General features: G+C 56.8%; 13 protein-coding genes. 7 read left to right on the top strand and 6 right to left on the bottom strand.

Annotated elements, in window-relative coordinates; all coding sequences use genetic code 11:
* Window positions 1–292: 292 nt before the first annotated feature.
* From G6R38_RS21785 to G6R38_RS21770, 4 genes are all read left to right on the top strand, one after another.
* Complete coding sequence (locus G6R38_RS21785; protein ID WP_206028668.1) at window positions 293–1,891, top strand: reverse transcriptase family protein; 1,599 nt, start codon at window positions 293–295, stop codon at window positions 1,889–1,891.
* Between the two features lie 32 nt (window positions 1,892–1,923).
* Window positions 1,924–3,555 (top strand): peptide chain release factor 3, encoded by a 1,632-nt coding sequence (locus tag G6R38_RS21780; protein WP_166830888.1) that lies wholly within the window; start codon window positions 1,924–1,926, stop codon window positions 3,553–3,555.
* A gap of 235 nt (window positions 3,556–3,790) precedes the next feature.
* On the top strand, window positions 3,791–4,483 hold the full coding sequence (locus G6R38_RS21775; protein ID WP_166830887.1) for a hypothetical protein: 693 nt from the start codon (window positions 3,791–3,793) through the stop codon (window positions 4,481–4,483).
* Window positions 4,484–4,540: 57 nt separating this feature from the next.
* The gene (locus G6R38_RS21770; protein WP_240928329.1) at window positions 4,541–4,909 is read left to right on the top strand and encodes an ArsR/SmtB family transcription factor; all 369 of its coding nucleotides are present in this window, start codon (window positions 4,541–4,543) and stop codon (window positions 4,907–4,909) included.
* A 1-nt stretch (window position 4,910) separates the two neighbouring features.
* On the opposite strand, the gene G6R38_RS21765 is transcribed toward G6R38_RS21770, so the two are convergent.
* Window positions 4,911–5,486 (bottom strand): NADAR family protein, encoded by a 576-nt coding sequence (locus G6R38_RS21765; protein WP_166830886.1) that lies wholly within the window; start codon window positions 5,484–5,486, stop codon window positions 4,911–4,913.
* Window positions 5,487–5,596: 110 nt separating this feature from the next.
* On the opposite strand from G6R38_RS21765, the gene G6R38_RS21760 reads away from it, so the two are divergent.
* Window positions 5,597–7,012: a DUF1501 domain-containing protein gene (locus tag G6R38_RS21760; RefSeq protein ID WP_166830885.1), complete on the top strand. Its 1,416-nt coding sequence runs from the start codon at window positions 5,597–5,599 to the stop codon at window positions 7,010–7,012.
* 25 nt (window positions 7,013–7,037) lie between these two features.
* Here G6R38_RS21760 and G6R38_RS21755 read toward each other — a convergent pair whose 3' ends face one another.
* Window positions 7,038–7,598 (bottom strand): hypothetical protein, encoded by a 561-nt coding sequence (locus G6R38_RS21755; protein ID WP_166830884.1) that lies wholly within the window; start codon window positions 7,596–7,598, stop codon window positions 7,038–7,040.
* 233 nt (window positions 7,599–7,831) lie between these two features.
* On the opposite strand from G6R38_RS21755, the gene ald reads away from it, so the two are divergent.
* A complete protein-coding gene (gene ald, locus G6R38_RS21750) occupies window positions 7,832–8,935 on the top strand; it encodes an alanine dehydrogenase (RefSeq protein WP_166830883.1) in 1,104 nt (367 codons plus the stop codon).
* Window positions 8,936–9,084: 149 nt separating this feature from the next.
* Window positions 9,085–12,750 (top strand): AsmA-like C-terminal region-containing protein, encoded by a 3,666-nt coding sequence (locus G6R38_RS21745; RefSeq protein WP_166830882.1) that lies wholly within the window; start codon window positions 9,085–9,087, stop codon window positions 12,748–12,750.
* Window positions 12,751–12,882: 132 nt separating this feature from the next.
* Here G6R38_RS21745 and G6R38_RS21740 read toward each other — a convergent pair whose 3' ends face one another.
* The 4 genes from G6R38_RS21740 to groL all read right to left on the bottom strand — a co-directional run bounded on the left by G6R38_RS21740 (window position 12,883) and on the right by groL (window position 17,003).
* Window positions 12,883–13,176 carry an FmdB family zinc ribbon protein gene (locus tag G6R38_RS21740; protein WP_166830881.1) on the bottom strand — a complete coding sequence of 98 codons (294 nt, stop codon included), beginning with the start codon at window positions 13,174–13,176 and terminating at the stop codon, window positions 12,883–12,885.
* A gap of 92 nt (window positions 13,177–13,268) precedes the next feature.
* Window positions 13,269–13,856, bottom strand: coding sequence for a nucleotide exchange factor GrpE (grpE, locus tag G6R38_RS21735; RefSeq protein ID WP_166830880.1), 588 nt, complete (start codon window positions 13,854–13,856; stop codon window positions 13,269–13,271).
* Window positions 13,857–13,987: 131 nt separating this feature from the next.
* A complete protein-coding gene (gene dnaJ / locus G6R38_RS21730) occupies window positions 13,988–15,139 on the bottom strand; it encodes a molecular chaperone DnaJ (protein WP_166830879.1) in 1,152 nt (383 codons plus the stop codon).
* Window positions 15,140–15,386: 247 nt separating this feature from the next.
* Entirely contained in the window at window positions 15,387–17,003 is a 1,617-nt protein-coding gene (gene groL, locus G6R38_RS21725) for a chaperonin GroEL (protein WP_166830878.1), read from the bottom strand.
* Between the last annotated feature and the right edge of the window lie 18 nt (window positions 17,004–17,021).

Below are 17,021 nucleotides of genomic sequence, written 5' to 3'. Positions count from 1 at the left end.
CCGTGAGAAGTCAGCCGACCGGCTCTTTTCAGATCGATTTTGTGGGAATTCCTTGCTTCGACGGGTTGAGAACGTATTGGCTGCGACGATCCGTCGTGGTGTCGAAAGATTCGTCATGCTTCCCCCGGCTTTGGGTTCGCAATTCCTCGCGACAAAGGGGGCGGCAGACGATGACGAGCCGAAAGGCTCTTCCTGGCCCATTTGCCGCGAGGAATTGCAACCCTGACCGCCCGGTCTGCCGGGAGAAGTCAATCCGTCGGAGCAATTCAAATCATCAGGTCGTTGTATGGGCATGTTTCGTTGGTTGTTGAACTTCTTGGGACTGGCTCCCAATCCCAGGCCGACCGCTCGGCAGCGGACGATCGCCGACAGTTGGACGGCCGAACGGACGTCGGCAGCACCTCAATCAACGCCTGCTCGGTCGGTCTCGGCCCAAAAGAAGCAAACGTCGGCCAGTCCCGAAGCTCTGAATGCCGCTCAGTTTACGCCAATTGGCGATCGCGACCTCAAAGAGCAGGCGAAGAATCTGGGATCCGCGTGGAGTAATCCATGGTTCGGGCGACGGGACATCATTCCGCCAGCGGATGATCCCCGGACACAACTCATCGATCGGGCGATGGTCACGCACGGTTTCCTCACCAGAGAGGAACTCGCCGACATTCACGCCGTTGGCGAGGAAATGAGCGAATACCGTCCGGATACCGTGCTCGTTTCGCACCGGGCGAATCAGTTGGTGGCCGAGGCGACGGCGGACCGCGAGGAACTCAAACGACAGAAGAAAGCCGAAGCCGAGGAAAGAAAACGCCAACGGGAAGAAGAAATCGCCGAACGGAAGCGGACGGATATCGTTTTTCTCGGGCGTGGTGTCTCCAAGGGTTTGGCCGATCGACGGGCGAACGTCGAGGAGTTGCAAAAGAATAATCTGCCGGTACTGGCGACGCCCGGCGAATTGGCGAAGGCGATGGAATTCCCCATTCCGCGTCTGCGTTGGTTGGCGTTTCATACCGTCGCGGCGGAGCGTGTGCATTACATTTCCTTTACCGTGCCGAAGAAAAGTGGCGGCGAACGGGTGTTGTCGGCTCCGCATCGGGACATGGCGGCGGCTCAGCGTTGGATTCTTGAAAACATTTTGGAAGCCGTCCCAGTTCACGAGGCGGCTCACGGATTCGTCCGGAAACGCAGCACCGTCACCAATGCCGAACCGCATGTCGGTCAAGAAATGCTCGTCGGATGTGACTTGGAAGACTTTTTTCCCTCGATTACCGTGTTCCGTGTGATGGGCGTGTTCGAGCAACTTGGCTACTCACCGGCAGTTGCGACGATTTTGGCTCTTCTTTGCACGGAGTGTCCACGTCGCAAGATGATTTACGCCGGTCAAACTTTTTATGCTGCGACCGGTCCGCGAGCGTTGCCGCAGGGAGCATGCACGAGCCCGGCTCTCAGCAATCTTGTCTGCCGCCGATTGGATTCCCGTCTGACCGGACTCGCCAAACAGTTCGGGGCAAACTACACCCGTTACGCGGACGATCTGACGTTCTCCGGTTCCGGAGATGTCGCGAATATGGCCGGTTGGGTGATTGCCAAGATTCGGCATGTCGTTGCTGACGAAGGGTTTACACTGAATCGGAAGAAAACCCGCGTGCAACGGCCGAACATGCGGCAGACCGTAACCGGTGTGGTCGTCAACGAGCGTCCCGGTGTGCCTCGGAAGCTGGTGCGACGGTTGCGAGCGATCTTGCACAATGCTCAAACGACGGGGCTTGCGGCTCAGAATCGGGAGAATCATCCGCATTTCGAGAGTTGGGTCGAAGGGATGGTCTCGTACATTCAGATGGTCAATCCCAGCCAAGGCGAACCGCTGCGAGCGGCACTTGCGACGATCAGGAATTGAAAATCCGCTGTCCGATTCACTAAACTCTCTCGATGAACGAATCCTCCGCACCGTCGTCGTCCATGACTCGCTCGCAGATTGCCCGCGAAGCCGAGATCCGTCGGACGTTCGCCATCATCTCCCACCCGGACGCCGGGAAAACCACGCTCACCGAGAAACTGCTGCTTTACGCCGGTTGCATCGACGAAGCCGGTGCGGTCCGCGGGCGGAAGAATCAACGGGCAGCCACATCGGACTGGCTGGAACTCGAGCAACAACGGGGGATTTCCGTCACGTCGACGTTGCTGGCGTTTCCGTATCGTGGGTTCCAGATCAACTTGCTCGATACACCCGGTCACGAGGATTTTAGCGAAGACACCTACCGCACGCTGACCGCCGCTGACGGTGTGGTCATGGTGCTTGATGCGGTCAAAGGCGTGGAAGCCCAAACGATCAAGCTGTTCAAGATTTGTGCCGATCGGAAGGTCCCGATTATGACCTTCGTCAACAAGATGGACCGCCCCGGTGCGGACCCGCTGAAATCGTTGAGTGACATCGAAGAAGTCCTGGAAATCGACGCGATTCCACTGAATTGGCCCATCGGCACGGGGCGGGAGTTCTGTGGCGTTTATGACCGGACACAACAGCAAGTTCTGAAGTTTCAACAGGTGGCGCACAATGCGACTCGTGTGCCTGTGGAGACCGCGACATTGGAGAACGCCGATTCCGTTCTTTCCGATGAGCTTGCGATCGGTCTGCAGGATGAAATCGAACTGCTCGATGTGGCAGGAACGGAATTCGACGAGGAACTGTTTCGACAGGGCGAGCAAACGCCGGTTTTCTTTGGAAGTGCGTTGAACAACTTCGGGGTGGAACCGTTTCTCGATGCGTTCTTGAAGATGAGCCCCGCACCGCGTCCACGGGAATCCGACATTGGCGAAGTGCCCACAGATAGCGACGCGTTTTCGGGTGTGGTGTTCAAGATTCAAGCGAACCTCGACCCGCGTCACCGCGACCGAGTGGCGTTTGTTCGGGTGAACGCCGGCCGATTCAAACGGGATATGGAAGTCACGTTGGCTCGCACGGGTGAGAAGGTCCGCATCAAACGGGCACACCGCGTGTTCGGTCAGGATCGCGAAACCACCGACGAGGCGTTTCCCGGCGACATTGTCGGCATGGTCAACCCCGGGCAATTCCACCTGGGTGACACGCTCTGCGAGGGCGAACCCTTGCAATATTACGGCCAATGGGAGTTCCCGCCGGAATGTTTTGCCCGCATCCGCTGTGGAGATACCGGCCGCCGCAAGCAATTCCAAAAGGGGTTGACGCAGTTGATCGAGGAAGGTGTCGTCCGCGTGCTGACCGACTCCCGCACCCACGCCAACGAACCGGTGTTGGCGGCCGTTGGGGAATTGCAATTCGATGTCGTAGAGTTCCGTCTCAAATCGGAATACAAGACGCAAACCACGCTGGAACGGTTACCGCACTCGGGAGCACGGTGGCTCGACACCGATCCAGACAACGTCGATTCGCTGAATTGCCCCTCGGGCACGCGGATCATGTACGATCAATTGGGCTGCCCGATGTTGCTTTACAATAGCGATTGGGAATTGCGATTTTTCCAAGAACGCAACCCCAATGCCGCCTTGTGCGAATCTCGACCGATCCGCAAACGGAACTCTTGAGTGCATCAAGACGTACGGGGTGAACTTTAGCGGCGAGAAGCCAGCCTGGTGACAACGGCGTTTTTGGGTTCGGATCGGAGACATCAAGACCGCAATCCGGCTTAACCCGTACAACCGGAATTTTTCCGCAAACTTTTCTCAAGTTGCCTAACCGGATTAGCCGACACGATGCTTAGAACCGCGCTTTGCGTCTGGTTCGAGGATTGTTTCGTCGGTTTTGAAGGCGACTAAGAAGATGCTGCAACTTCGCATGCTATTGGTGATGCAATTGGGCTTGGTTTGCTGCGGATGCGGCGCGGGCACGTTGCTGCCGAACCGCTGCCTGATGGACATGCGAGACCGCGTGTTGGCGAAGGGCGCTTGGCATGGATGTGGTTCGCAGTACGATGGACCGCATCGCGGAGCCTTCAAGGACGGTTTTCTCGACGGATATTCTGACGTGTGCGGTGGTGGCACCGGTCAACCTCCGGTTGTTCCGCCCAAGAAATACCAGTCGGCGTGTTATTCCTCTCAGGAAGGGGATTCGAAGACGATCGCTTGGTTTAACGGCTTCAGTGCTGGTGCGGTGGCAGCGTCGGCGGATGGTCGGGAAGGACTGCGGGAAGTGGTGCTTTCGACCGATCCCAATGGCGGTTTGATCGGTGCGGAGTCGAGTTTCCCCGGTTTTTCCTCGCCGGTCGGAACCGTTACGGTTCACAACGGCACCCCACACGAGCCGTACGAAGTCATGCAACCGGAAGTGTGGCCCACACCGCCACCCATTCCCGACCCACCAGCCCCGGGAACCCGAACGGTTCGGCCGAACGCCCAGGGCGAGCAAAGCGTGCCAAGACAACCGCTGCCCCGAACGGAGCAACAAGCACCGCAACCGGCTCCACAAGCGGACATCGACCCGTTCAAACCGGATGCACCGCGACGAACTCGGTAATTTGGTCGACACGAATCGGGCCGAATCCGTGGATTGAGTGGGGTGTGCGAATCTCGTATGATCGCCGGAGTTCAACACACTCCCCCCTTCTTCAAGCCGGGCGATTTCATGACGGAAGATCGGCTGCAATCCACCACATGCGCCCAAAAGCTGAAAGCATTGGGAGAACCGTTGCGGCTACGGATTGTGGACTGTCTGCGTGCGGGCCCGATGACCGTCAGTGAAATTTGTGAGGCGATCGAGACGGAGATCGTCACCGTTTCACATCATTTGGGAGTGCTCCGCAACGCGAGTATCGTCGAGCGAACGAAGAACGGCCGATTCGCGGTCTACCGGTTGAGCGAAGGCACACTCGAACTCGCCGAGAATGCCAAATCGAACGATTTTATCGATCTCGGTTGTTGCCGCATCGAAATCCCGAAGTGATTCAGTCGCCGACGTCTCGTAATCGCTGACGTACGCACATTAGTGCGAATCCCAAGAGATTCAACCCTCGCCATTCGCTGGGATTTGTGGCACTCGGGTTGCGTTCACCCATGCCGATGCCCCAAATCCGATCTCGCGGACTTGCCTCGACCAATACTCGGGCACCGGTTCCCAACAAGAAATCTCGTAAGTCTTGGTGTTGGCTGAACTTGGCCAAATTACCTGCTACAACGATTTCAAAGCGTTTTTGTTTCCAGACGGCTTCATCAAACCCATGAACGGCACGACCCAACTTCTTTGCTTCGCCGGGGTGTGAAGATGCGATGATGGCTTCTCGAGCCGGTTCGTCATCGAACAAACGGGCCTTTTCCGCCATCATGTAGTGTTCGGCGGTTTGGTAGGTTTCCTCGTCAACGATGAACGGTACTTCCCACCATTGGCTGAAACACCATTTTCCGACCGGTTGATCACCGTTCGGGGTGTGTCCCCAGAAGAACAGGTACTTCGGCTGCCAACCGGCGTCAATTCGCGTTTGCAGAGCGTTGACGTCGAAAGTTTTCCAGTGGTCATGATTCATCAATTTGCCTCCTGATCTAACGCCGATGCAGATTTCTACCGCGACAAACGTCTCGGGATCGTTTAAGATTGTCTAGATACGTCGATGTCGAACAATGGGATCCTACTGCCATGCCTCATATTCCGCGTTACTCCTCTCGCCGTGAATTCCTGCTCAAGGGCGGTACGGGTTTTGGTTCGATTGCCCTGGCTCATCTGCTGCAATCGGAACAAGCCTCCGCGAGCACTTCGCCATACGCTCCAAAGCAGACGCACTTTCAGCCGACCGCAAAGAACGTGATCTTTCTGTTCATGGAGGGCGGTCCCAGCCAGATGGACACGTTTGATCCGAAGCCGAAACTCAACGAGTTGGCCGGTCAACAACTGCCGGACAGTTTCGGTGAGGTCATCACACCGATGGGCGAGTACAACGCCCCGTTGCTCGGTTCCAAACGGAAATGGAAGCAGCACGGGGAATCCGGCACTTGGGTCTCGGATTGGCTGCCCGAGACCGCGAAGTGTGTCGACGACATTGCCGTGATTCGTTCGTGTTGGACCGATGGCATCAACCACTCGGGCGGTGTTTGCCAGATGAATACCGGCACGCCGGTCGCCGGGCGACCGAGTCTCGGTGCGTGGGTCAGTTATGGTCTTGGTACGGAGAACCAATCACTACCGGCATTTGTGGTGATGACCGATTCCGCGACCAAACCAACGAACGGTCCGCGAAACTGGGGCACCGGTTTCATGCCGGCGGTTTATCAGGGCACCCATCTTTCGCCGTCGGGCAGCCCGATTCCGAACCTATCGGCTCCGAAGGGCGTTTCGGATCGGCGTCAGACGTCGAAGTTGGACTTTCTGAACCAACTCAACAGTCAGCACGCCCAACCACGGGGATTCCAAACCGAATTGGATGCCCGAATCGCCGCGTATGAATTAGCGTTCCGGATGCAAGCGACGGCTCCGTCGGCCATCGACTTGACTGCGGAAACCAAAGAGACCCAGGACCTTTACGGCTTGAACGAAAAGAAAACCGCTGCTTTCGGTCGGAACTGTCTGCTTGCTCGACGATTGGTCGAACGCGGCGTGCGATTCGTGCAACTTTATCACGGTTCCGGTAGTAAGTGGGACGCCCACTCCAACATCGAACGGAACCACGCCGACCGCTGTGCCGAGAGCGACAAACCCGTTGCCGCACTCCTGACCGATCTCAAACAACGCGGCATGCTCGATGACACGCTTGTGATCTGGGGCGGCGAATTCGGCCGCACACCGATGAGCGAGAAGGGCAACGGTCGCGATCACAATACCACCGGATTCACGATGTGGATGGCCGGTGGTGGTGTGAAAGGCGGTCAGACCATCGGAGCGACCGACGAACTTGGTCTTCATGCGATCGAAGATCGTCTGCACGTGCACGATCTCCATGCGACGATTCTGCACTTGCTGGGTCTGCATCACATGGAAGTCGTCTACCATTACAAAGGCCGACCCGAACGCCCCACCCTCAACGAAGGTGAAGCGTACGAGAAAATCACCACCGGTTGAACGACATCGGTTTCGAGGGACGCGGCTACTGTTGGCGTCCCTCGATTGCGACCATTAAGATCCCCGCAGCCAATACCAACATGGGCGGCACCGAAGCATCGTCATGAACGCTGACCGTCATCTTGTGGATGAACGGATTGAAGTGCGTGCGGAAATGTGCAACTTCGTGACCGTCGATATCGTCCATGTGAAAGGCTTGCGGTAGGAAGTTCATGCCGAACCGCCGGATAAACGCATAGAACGCGCTGTCTTCCTGAATCTTCCCCGCGGGATGTCCGTCTTCATCCATGACTTCCCAACTGTCGCGGAACATCGAACTAAACCCTTTCCGCTGCAACGTGCCCACGGTTTCATTCGTCCGGCTGTCGATCACATCGTAGGCCGCTGAGAAGTCGATCACGCTACGGGCGGAAATCAGCAAGCGTTCGTCGCTCATGGTTTCGTCGGTGTAAATCCGAATGTCTTCCTTGAGTTTGAACGCCTTCTGCTTGCTGAAACCAATCAGGTCACCGGCGGAATTGTAGATGTGAAACTTCGCGCCGAAGAGTGTGAAGACCTTGCGGCGAATGGTGTATTCTTTGCTCATGTCTGATTTCCCAGTAGCCCTTGCGGATTGATTGGCGTTGATATGGTGATTTGAGAAGGATGTTGCAATACCAACCGTTCCGACGAATGATGTTCGAGACCGCCTGACGATTGGCTGTGTTTCGGCTGATGGATTCCCGTTCTTCAGCGGTACACATCATCGAAACGGGCTCTAGAATTACTCTACGTTTCAGACGTGGAATCGGACCATTTTTTCTTCGAAAGTTCATCACCATGATCGTCGGTGTCCCCAGCGAGATCAAACAAGACGAGTACCGTGTGGCATTGTTGCCGGTCGGTGTGGAAGAACTGACGGCGGCCGGGCATCGTGTGTTGGTTCAAAAGGGAGCCGGTCTGGGGAGCGGCATTGCGGACCAATTGTACGTGGAAAACGGTGCGGAAATCGTCGAGACCGCCGAAGAGGTGTTCGCCAATGCGGAACTCGTAGTGAAAGTCAAAGAGCCGCAGCCGTCGGAATGGCCAATGTTGCGGGCTGATCAAATGCTGTTCACGTATTTCCATTTCGCTGCGGATGAAGTCCTGACTCGCAGCGTTTTGGACACCGGTGTCACGGCCATCGCCTACGAAACTCTGCGGGGACCGAGCGGTGATTTGCCGTTGCTCACGCCGATGAGCGAAGTCGCCGGGCGAATGAGTATCCAAGAAGGAGCCAAGTTCTTGGAGCGTCCGCAGGAAGGCCGCGGAATTTTGCTCGGCGGTGTGCCCGGTGTGCCGCCGGCCCATATTGTGATTCTCGGCGGCGGAGTCGTCGGCAAGAACGCCGCTCAGATTGCCGCCGGGTTTCAGGCGGATGTGGCGATTCTCGATATCAACGTCGATCGGCTACGGTATCTCGAAGACATCATGCCCGCGAACGTGAACACGTTGTTTTCTGATCGTCACAACATCCGCGAACAACTTCAGTTGGCCGACCTCGTCATCGGAGCCGTCCTCATTCCTGGCGCACGGGCACCGAAGTTGGTTTCCAAAGCGGATTTGAAACTGATGAAACCCGGTGCGGTGATCATTGATGTGGCCGTCGATCAGGGCGGATGCATTGAAACCACGCGACCAACCACACACGCCGAGCCGACCTACATTGTCGACAGCATCGTTCATTACTGCGTGACGAACATGCCCGGTGCCGTCGGTCGGACCAGCACGTACGCGTTGTGCAACGTGACGTTTCCGTACGTGCTCCGCATCGCCAACGACGGTCTGGAAACCGCCGCCACACAAACGCCGGGCATCGCGGCCGCGGTGAACATGCACGATCGCCAGGTGACCAACCAAGCCGTCGCGGACACATTTAGTCTGGCATTTCATCCGTTCGGATGAAACGGTTTCGGTCTTGTTCACTTTTCCATTCCTGAGTATCATCCCGCGCGAACGGCTGCACTCAGGCCGTTCTATCCTCTCTGTTAAAAACTGAAACTTGATCGGTTCGGGTTCTGTTTCGTGGTGACGACGAAGCACGAAGCTTCTTCGTGTCCTCCGCAGATACAGACAACCGAAATCCGATCTCGCGATTTCTCAATCTCACTTCTTCGTCTCTCAAATCAGCGGGTGATGCCGTGGTTGCGGTTCCCTCGAATGCTGGCGTTCCCGGTACGGATACCGATACGCCTCGACCGTCTCGTTTCCGAAAATTTGTGCGGTTCGTGTTCGTTTCCAGCGTGCTGCTGGTGGCGTTCGTGTTCGTCGCACCGATGATCGTGGCGAAGACGGAACTCCGACAACACATTCTTCCCACGATCTTCGCGGACTACTCCGGGAACATCGAAACCGGGGGAGCATCCCTCAGTTGGTTTGCGCCGGTTGTCCTGTACGACGTGACCGGATACGACACCGAAGATGAACCACTGCTGACCGTGCCACAGGTCGAGAGTAGCAAGAAACTCTGGGAACTCGCGTTGGATGCGTCGCGATTGGGGCGGTGGACGCTGACTCGACCGCACATCGATGTTCGACTCCACGAGGACGGCAGCAACCTCGAAGACACATTGGCCAAAATGATCGCCGCCGAAAGTAGCGACGCACCGATGTCGTTTGATGTCGTTGTCAACGAAGGCACGGTTTCCGTCGTGGACGGTGAGACGGCCGAGTCGGTTTGGCTGTCGGAGTTGGCTGTCGAGTTCGTGCAACCCTACGAACTAACGGCACCGCTCGTCGCAAAAGTCGCCTCGAAAATCGGCTCACCCGACAGCCCTGGCACCGCCGGTCAGTTCGACACCGAACTTTCGTGGACACTGCCAATCGAAGACGAAACTTTGGGCATCGGGCAAGGCGATCTGGCGTTGAAGACTCAAGATTTGCGACTTGGCACGCTGACCAAACCTCTGCGGCGGTTTCTTGCCGAGTTGCAACTTGGTGGTGTGTTGGTGAGTGATCTGAAGCTCGATTGGCAGGAAGCTGACGGGGAGTTGCAACTTAAAACCAATGGTCGACTCAACGCCACGCAACTCGCGATCGGTAACCCTGCATGGTTTGGCGAGGAGCAATTGCGAGCCGAGTTCTTCGCCACCGAAACCGACCTGGAATTGAATGCGGGACAACTGAAAATTGCGAAGTTCACGTTGAATTCCGATGCGGCGAAAATCGACGTGCAAGGCGGTGTGGATCTCAATCGTGCTGGTGAGTCTTCCAATCTCGATCAATTGACGCAATCGTTCAACGAGTCGGATCTCACGGCGTCGGCGATTGTGGATTTGGCTCGGCTCGCGAAAATGCTGCCGCAAACGGTTCGGCTTCGTGAGGGTTTGGAAATTACGGAGGGCACGTTGTCCGCGTCGCTTCAGCCGGAGGACCGCGACGGCGTTCGCGTTTGGAATGCCAGTTTCGGGACTTCGCGATTAGTTGCCAACGCCGATGGCCAGGAGATCGTCTGGGAACATCCGCTCGCGATCGACGCCAAAGCGAGGATGACGGACACCGGTCCGCAAATCGACGAAATTCTTTGCGAATCCGATTTCCTCAAACTCCGTGGCGAGGGGCACATTGACGATGCCACCTTGGAAGCCGAATGCGACTTGAATCGTCTCACACAAGAAGCCGGTCGATTTATCGATCTGGGAGACATGCGGTTGGCGGGGCAAGTGCGATCGCGGTTGACGTGTCGGCAACTCAATCCCGGCGAATGGCAAGCAGCCGCTGCGGCAATTGCCAACGGTTTCTCGCTGGCGATTCCCGGTCAACCAACATGGACCGAAGACCAACTGACGATCACTGCATCCGGAGATTATCTATCCGTCGGCGAATCGCAGTCGATCAAGAATGCGACTTTTGAAGTTCGCTCTGGTGACGATGACCTCAACATTCGCCAAACCGCCGCGTGCGAATGGCCCCTCACCACCGGCACCGCGATGCTGCGGGCGGAAATGAAAGGTGATCTCGGGCGATGGGCGACTCGATTGAAACCGATCGTCGATCTCGAAGGTTGGACCATTCAAGGACAAACCGCGATCGCGGTCGATGTCGAATACTCTCCGGTTCGGGTCGCGGCGAAAAATTTGATCGCCGACTTCACACCGCTTTGGATTCGTGCCGAGGGCATCAACTTCAACGAGCGACAAGTCCGCATCCGAGGGGAAGCCGAGTGGCAATCTGTGTTGGCTCGTGCAGTGGCTTCCGAATTGGTTTGGACCAGTCCCGCGTTGAGTCTTCGCGTGGACGGATTGGATGGCCGATTCGCACCGAATGCACCGACGACAATCGCCGGGAACATCAACTTCCGTGGCGATTTGCCGACCGTGTTGTCCTGGTTACGAGACCCCAACACGCCGCCGACATATCAAACCCAAGGCACGGCTGTCGGAAAGATTCAGTTGGCCGTTTCGGAGTCGCGAACGCAAGCCGATTGGGATTTGCAAATCGAAGATCCCGTCGTGACCGATCCGCAAGATCCGCGGACGCCACTGTTCGCTGACAATCGGGTTTCGTGCCAAGGCAAAGGAACTTACGACTCCGCCCGTGATCATGCGGTCTTCGAGCGACTCACGTTGCTGGGCGGACCGATTGAATTGAATTGTGTCGGTGAGGTCAAACAACCGTCAACGGTGTGTCTTGTCGATCTGAGAGGACAATTCGCGTGCGACATGAATTCAGCCAGCGAACGGTTACGACCGTGGATCGGCAACGATGTGCGATTCACCGGACGCCAAACACGTGACTTCGCCATCCGGGGACCGGCATTCACACCCACGGGTGAGCAGGGCTATGTGGCGAAGGATTTGCTCGCTCGCATTTCGATCGGTTGGGATGGAGTGAGTGCCTACGGACTTCAAGGTGGGGCATCGGAATTGACCGCGAATCTTGCCAACGGTGCCTTGCGGCTTGGTCCGCTCAATCAATCGATTGTTTCCGCGGTTGGGGCTACGGGACAGGCATCGTTGGGCACGACGCTTCCGCTTCGCGACCCGTTGGTTGCCACAATCGACAACGGAAGTGGTCTCAACAATGTCGTGCTTTCGCAAGAAATGTGCGGGCAATGGTTGAAGTATGTGGCTCCGATGTTGGCGGACTCCACACGTGCGGACGGGCAATTTTCGTTGCGGCTGGCTGGCGGTCAGGTTCCGCTTGCCGACCCCATGCGGATGAACACCGCTGGCGTCTTGGCAATTGAGCAGGCGCGTGTGCGGCCCGGTCCGGTGGCGGCGGAGATGTTCAAGGTCGCGCAGCAGGTGAAGTCACTCATCAATCGTGGTGCGGGCGGGCAAATTGTCGACCCGGAGAAAGCATTGCTCACGCTGCCCAAGCAGAACATTGAATTCCGCGTCTCCGAAGGCTTTGTGACGCATCGCGGTTTGACGATGGCCATCGACGATGTGCCGATCCGAACCAGTGGGCGAGTCGGGCTCCTGGACGATTCGCTCGCCATCGTCGCCGAAATCCCGGTGCAGGACGATTGGATTCAGAAAAACAAATGGCTCGCCCCGCTGAAGGGGCAGGTCATCGGACTACCGATTGGTGGCACGCTCAGTCGACCCACTGTCGATGCTCGTGTGATGCAAGACCTGGCGCGTCGACTTGCAGAGTCGGCAGTCGGTGGAGCGGTCGAGGAACAAGTTCGTGATCAGATTTTTGGCGGCGAATCTCCCGAGAAGAAACTTCAAGACGAACTTGGCAAAGGCTTGAAGAACTTGTTCGGGCGATGATGAAATCCAACCATCGGGGGCGTTAAGGATAGGTTTCCGCGTGGAAGGTTCCGAATGGGCGTCTTCCACAAATGCGAAATCTTCCGAGTCACTGAAGATGCACCCGATGATCGGTGATCGGTCGACGAGAAATTAATCCGAAGACTTGCTGGTTTTTGAGCCGGAGTCCGATTTGGATTCGCTCTTACTGCTGGCTTCGCTTTGCGATTTCTTGTCGGCGGCGGCGGCTTTCTTGTAGCTATCGCTGCGGTAATCGGTTTCGTAGAAGCCCGAGCCTTTGAACAGAATCCCGGCTCCCGGACCGATCACACGGCGGGCTTTCTTCTTGTTACACGCCGGGCATTTCTTTTCCGGGGTGGCCGTGATGGATTGAAACAACTCCCATTCGTGTTGGCAGGCTTCACAGCGATAATCGTACGTGGGCATTCAAGAAACCCTTGAGTTTACGGGGTAGGAAGTAGGTCAGGCTAAACCTGAGATTGGCGGTTTCAAACAGAATGAATTCGTCAGGCGACGGCCTAACTACCATCCGCCGGTCCACTGGAGACCACAACTTTACTCGGGCGGATGACGCGGTCGTGAAGTTTGTAGCCGGGTTCGTAATCCGTGATGACGGTCATCGGCGGATGCTCGGATGGAATCTGCGTGACCGCTTCATGAAGGTTCGGGTCAAATTGCTGACCTTCCGCTTCGATCCGCTCGATGCCATGCGATTTGAGCGTGTTCTCGAACTGCACCGAGACCATCGAAATGCCTTTGAGCAGTTCGTCGACGTTCTTTGACTTCGCCGCTGCTTCCTCGGCTCGCCGGAGGTTGTCCAGTCCGGAAAGTAAGTCCCGCACCAAGCCGATGGACTGATACTTGCGAATCTCGTCAGCGTCTCGTTGCGAGCGTTTGCGGTAGTTGTCGAGTTCCGCCTCCGCCCGCAACCATTTGTCACGATTGGAATCGCGTTCGGTTCGCAACGCTTCGAGTTGCTCGGCGTTGATGGCCGGCTCGTCGGAATTCGCGTGCTCCTCCTCGGCGGTCGGCGGTTGTTCTTCGAAGACTTCTTCCACGTCGTCCGGTGTGGGTTCCGGTTCGTTTTGGCGTTCAGGTTCACTCATGGCTATTGACTGCAAATATGAAATGGTGAAATTTGGGTTCGTCGGTCAGGAGGGATTTGATGCAATCCGTTTCGGACCCGGAATTCGTCAGGGATCGCCTGACCGACTCACGACAAATGGGACCTCGCGGGCTACTCGTCATCGTCGGGCGAGAAGAACTCGCGGACTTTTTCAAAGAAGCTTTTGCGATGCGGGGTGACGTTGGTGTTCTCGATCTCGGCGAGTTCGCGAATGAGTTCCTCATGACGGCCATCGACCGACTTGGGCACTTCCAATTGGATTTGCACGAACAGATCGCCCCGACTGCCGCTATGCACATCCGGCATGCCTTGTCCGCGGAGTCGAATCACTTCACCGGGTTGTGTGCCGGCGGGAATTTCGAGCGAATGTTTTCCGCCGCTTTCGAGGACGGGAATGTCGATGTTCGCACCGAGAACTGCTTGCGAATAGTGAATCGGCACGCGACACGTAAGGTGATCGCCTTCGCGCTGGAACAACGGATGTTCTTTCACGCGGACATCGACAAGCAAATCGCCCCGTGGTCCGCCGTTCGGACCGGCGTCACCTTCGCCTCGGAGTGAAATTCGATTGCCGTTATCGACACCGGGGGGAATTTCGAGCGTCTGTTGAATCTGTTTGTCTTGCCGACCGTCGCCACGACAGTCGGAACATTTATCGCGAACCACTTTTCCGCTACCGTGACAGGCCGGGCATTCGGTCGCCATTTGAAAGCCGAAGAACCCCGCTCCCGCACGCTGCACGACCTGGCCTTGCCCGTTGCAGTAGTCACAAGTTTCCGGAGTTGTGCCAGGTTTGGCTCCACTACCGCTACAGGTTTGACAGGTTTCTTTGCGAGTGAATTCCAGATCGCGTTGGCAACCCGTTGCGGCTTCGAACAGATCGATTTCCACGACCGTACGCAGACTGTTGCCGCGTTGTCCGCCGCCACTTCCGCGACGCCGTCTTCCGCCGCCCATCTGTCCGCCAAAGAGTTGGCTGAAAAGATCCATAGCGTCGTCGAAACCACCGAAACCGGCTCCCGCGCTGGCGGCTCCCTTGACGCCTTCGTGTCCGAAGCGATCGTAGCGACCGCGCTTCTCCGGATCGCTGAGAACTTCGTACGCTTCGGCCACTTCCTTAAATTTCTCGGCGGCGGCTTCGTCGCCTTTGTTTCGGTCGGGATGGTACTTGACCGCAAGCTTCTTGTACGAACGTTTGATCTCGTCATTCGAAGCGGTCTTCGTGACGGACAACACTTCGTAATAACATCGTTGAGCTGGCATGGAGCTTGTCACTTCCGTCTATCCTCAAAATTCATTCGCGCTGCGTGCCCGAAGTGTAGGCGGTTCCCCAACCCGAGGAAACGCCAGAATCCCGGCAAAACTGACTCCAGCCAATGACGCGAACCCTCAAAATTTCTCGTGGTCGCAGTCAGCTGGGGGATGCCCACGGCTTTGGAATTCGACCAAAAGAAACCCCGGCTTCGCGGACGAAACCGGGGCTTATTATAAACCGGTGTCTCCTTACGGATTACCGGATTGCGCCTTCGACTTTGGCTTTTTCGCCGCCATCGGGATCGTCCGTGCGGGTGACGCAGACTTGGGTCGTCAGCATCAAACCAGCGATGCTCGCCGCATTGGACAGAGCATTTTTGACGACCTTGGTGGGGTCGATAATACCTGCTTCGAACATGTCGACGTATTCGCCGCTGTTCGCATCGAAGCCGGTGTTGGTGTCCATTTCCTTGACTTCGTCGGCGATCACCGAACCGTCCCGTCCGCTGTTGCTGACGATCTGACGAATCGGAGCTTCCAAAGCGCGGGAGATGATCTGGATACCGATCTTCTCGTCGCCACGACCTTTGACACCCTTAACCGCTTCGATGCAGCGGAGAAGAGCGGTGCCACCACCGGGAAGAATACCTTCTTCGACGGCAGCTCGCGTCGCGTGCAGGGCGTCTTCCATGCGGGCTTTGGTTTGCTTCATTTCCGCTTCGGTGGCAGCACCGACGGAAATGATCGCCACGCCACCGGTCAGCTTCGCCAAGCGTTCTTGGAACTTTTCGCGATCGTACTCGCTGTCAGTTCCGGCGATGTGCTTGCGGATTTGATCAATGCGGGATTGGACTTTGTCCTGATCGCCAGCACCTTCAATGATGGTCGTGTTGTCTTTGGTGACTTCGACCTTCTTAGCTTGACCGAGGTGCTCCAACTTGACGTTTTCGAGCTTGATGCCCAAGTCTTCGCTGAGCATCGTGCCACCGGTCAGGGTGGCGATGTCGCCGAGCATGGCTTTACGACGTTCACCGAAACCAGGAGCTTTCACCGCACAGACGTTGAACACGCCGCGAAGTTTGTTGACGACCAACGCCGTCAAGGCTTCGCCTTCGAGGTCTTCGGCGATGACCAACAACGGTTTGCCGGTTTGAGCGACTTGCTCGAGGATCGGCACGAACTCACGCAAGTTGCTGATCTTCTTTTCGTGAATCAGAATGTAGCAGTCTTCCAATTCACAGCTCATGTTTTCGGCATCGCTGACGAAGTAAGGCGAAAGGAAGCCTTTATCGAACTGCATGCCGTCGGCGAGGTCGAGAGTCGTCTCGTTGCCTTTGCCTTCTTCAACGGTGATCACGCCGTCACGACCGACTTTCTCGATAGCTTCAGCGATGAGCCCACCAACTTCGCCGTCGTTGTTCGCGGAAATTGCGGCAACTTGTGCGACTTGAGCGGTGGAGTCGATGTGACGTGCCATGCTTTCGAGCTTCTCGACAGCCGCGGCAACGGCTTTGTCGATGCCACGCCGCACGACGGTCGGGTTGGCACCGAGCGTCAAGCTTCGCAAGCCTTCTTCGAAGATCGCCCGAGCGAGGACGGTGGCGGTGGTCGTTCCGTCACCGGCGACATCGCTGGTTTTCTGAGCGACTTCGTTAACGAGCTTGGCCCCCATGTTTTCATAAGGGTCTTCGAGTTCGACTTCCTTCGAAACGGTCACGCCGTCTTTGGTGACAACGGGGTTGCCGAAGGATTTGTCGATAATCACGTTCCGACCGGTTGGGCCCATCGTCGAGGCAACCGCGTCGGCCAGGGTATCGATGCCACGCAGCAGTTTCAGCCGTGCGCGGTCGTCAAATAAAAGTTGTTTGGCCACGGAAAGGCTCCTGGGTTG

The organism is Thalassoroseus pseudoceratinae, assembly GCF_011634775.1.
In the GTDB taxonomy this organism is placed as follows: domain Bacteria; phylum Planctomycetota; class Planctomycetia; order Planctomycetales; family Planctomycetaceae; genus Thalassoroseus; species Thalassoroseus pseudoceratinae.
The sequence above is the reverse complement of the archived record's forward strand: the minus strand, read 5'-3'. Positions and strand labels throughout refer to the sequence as shown.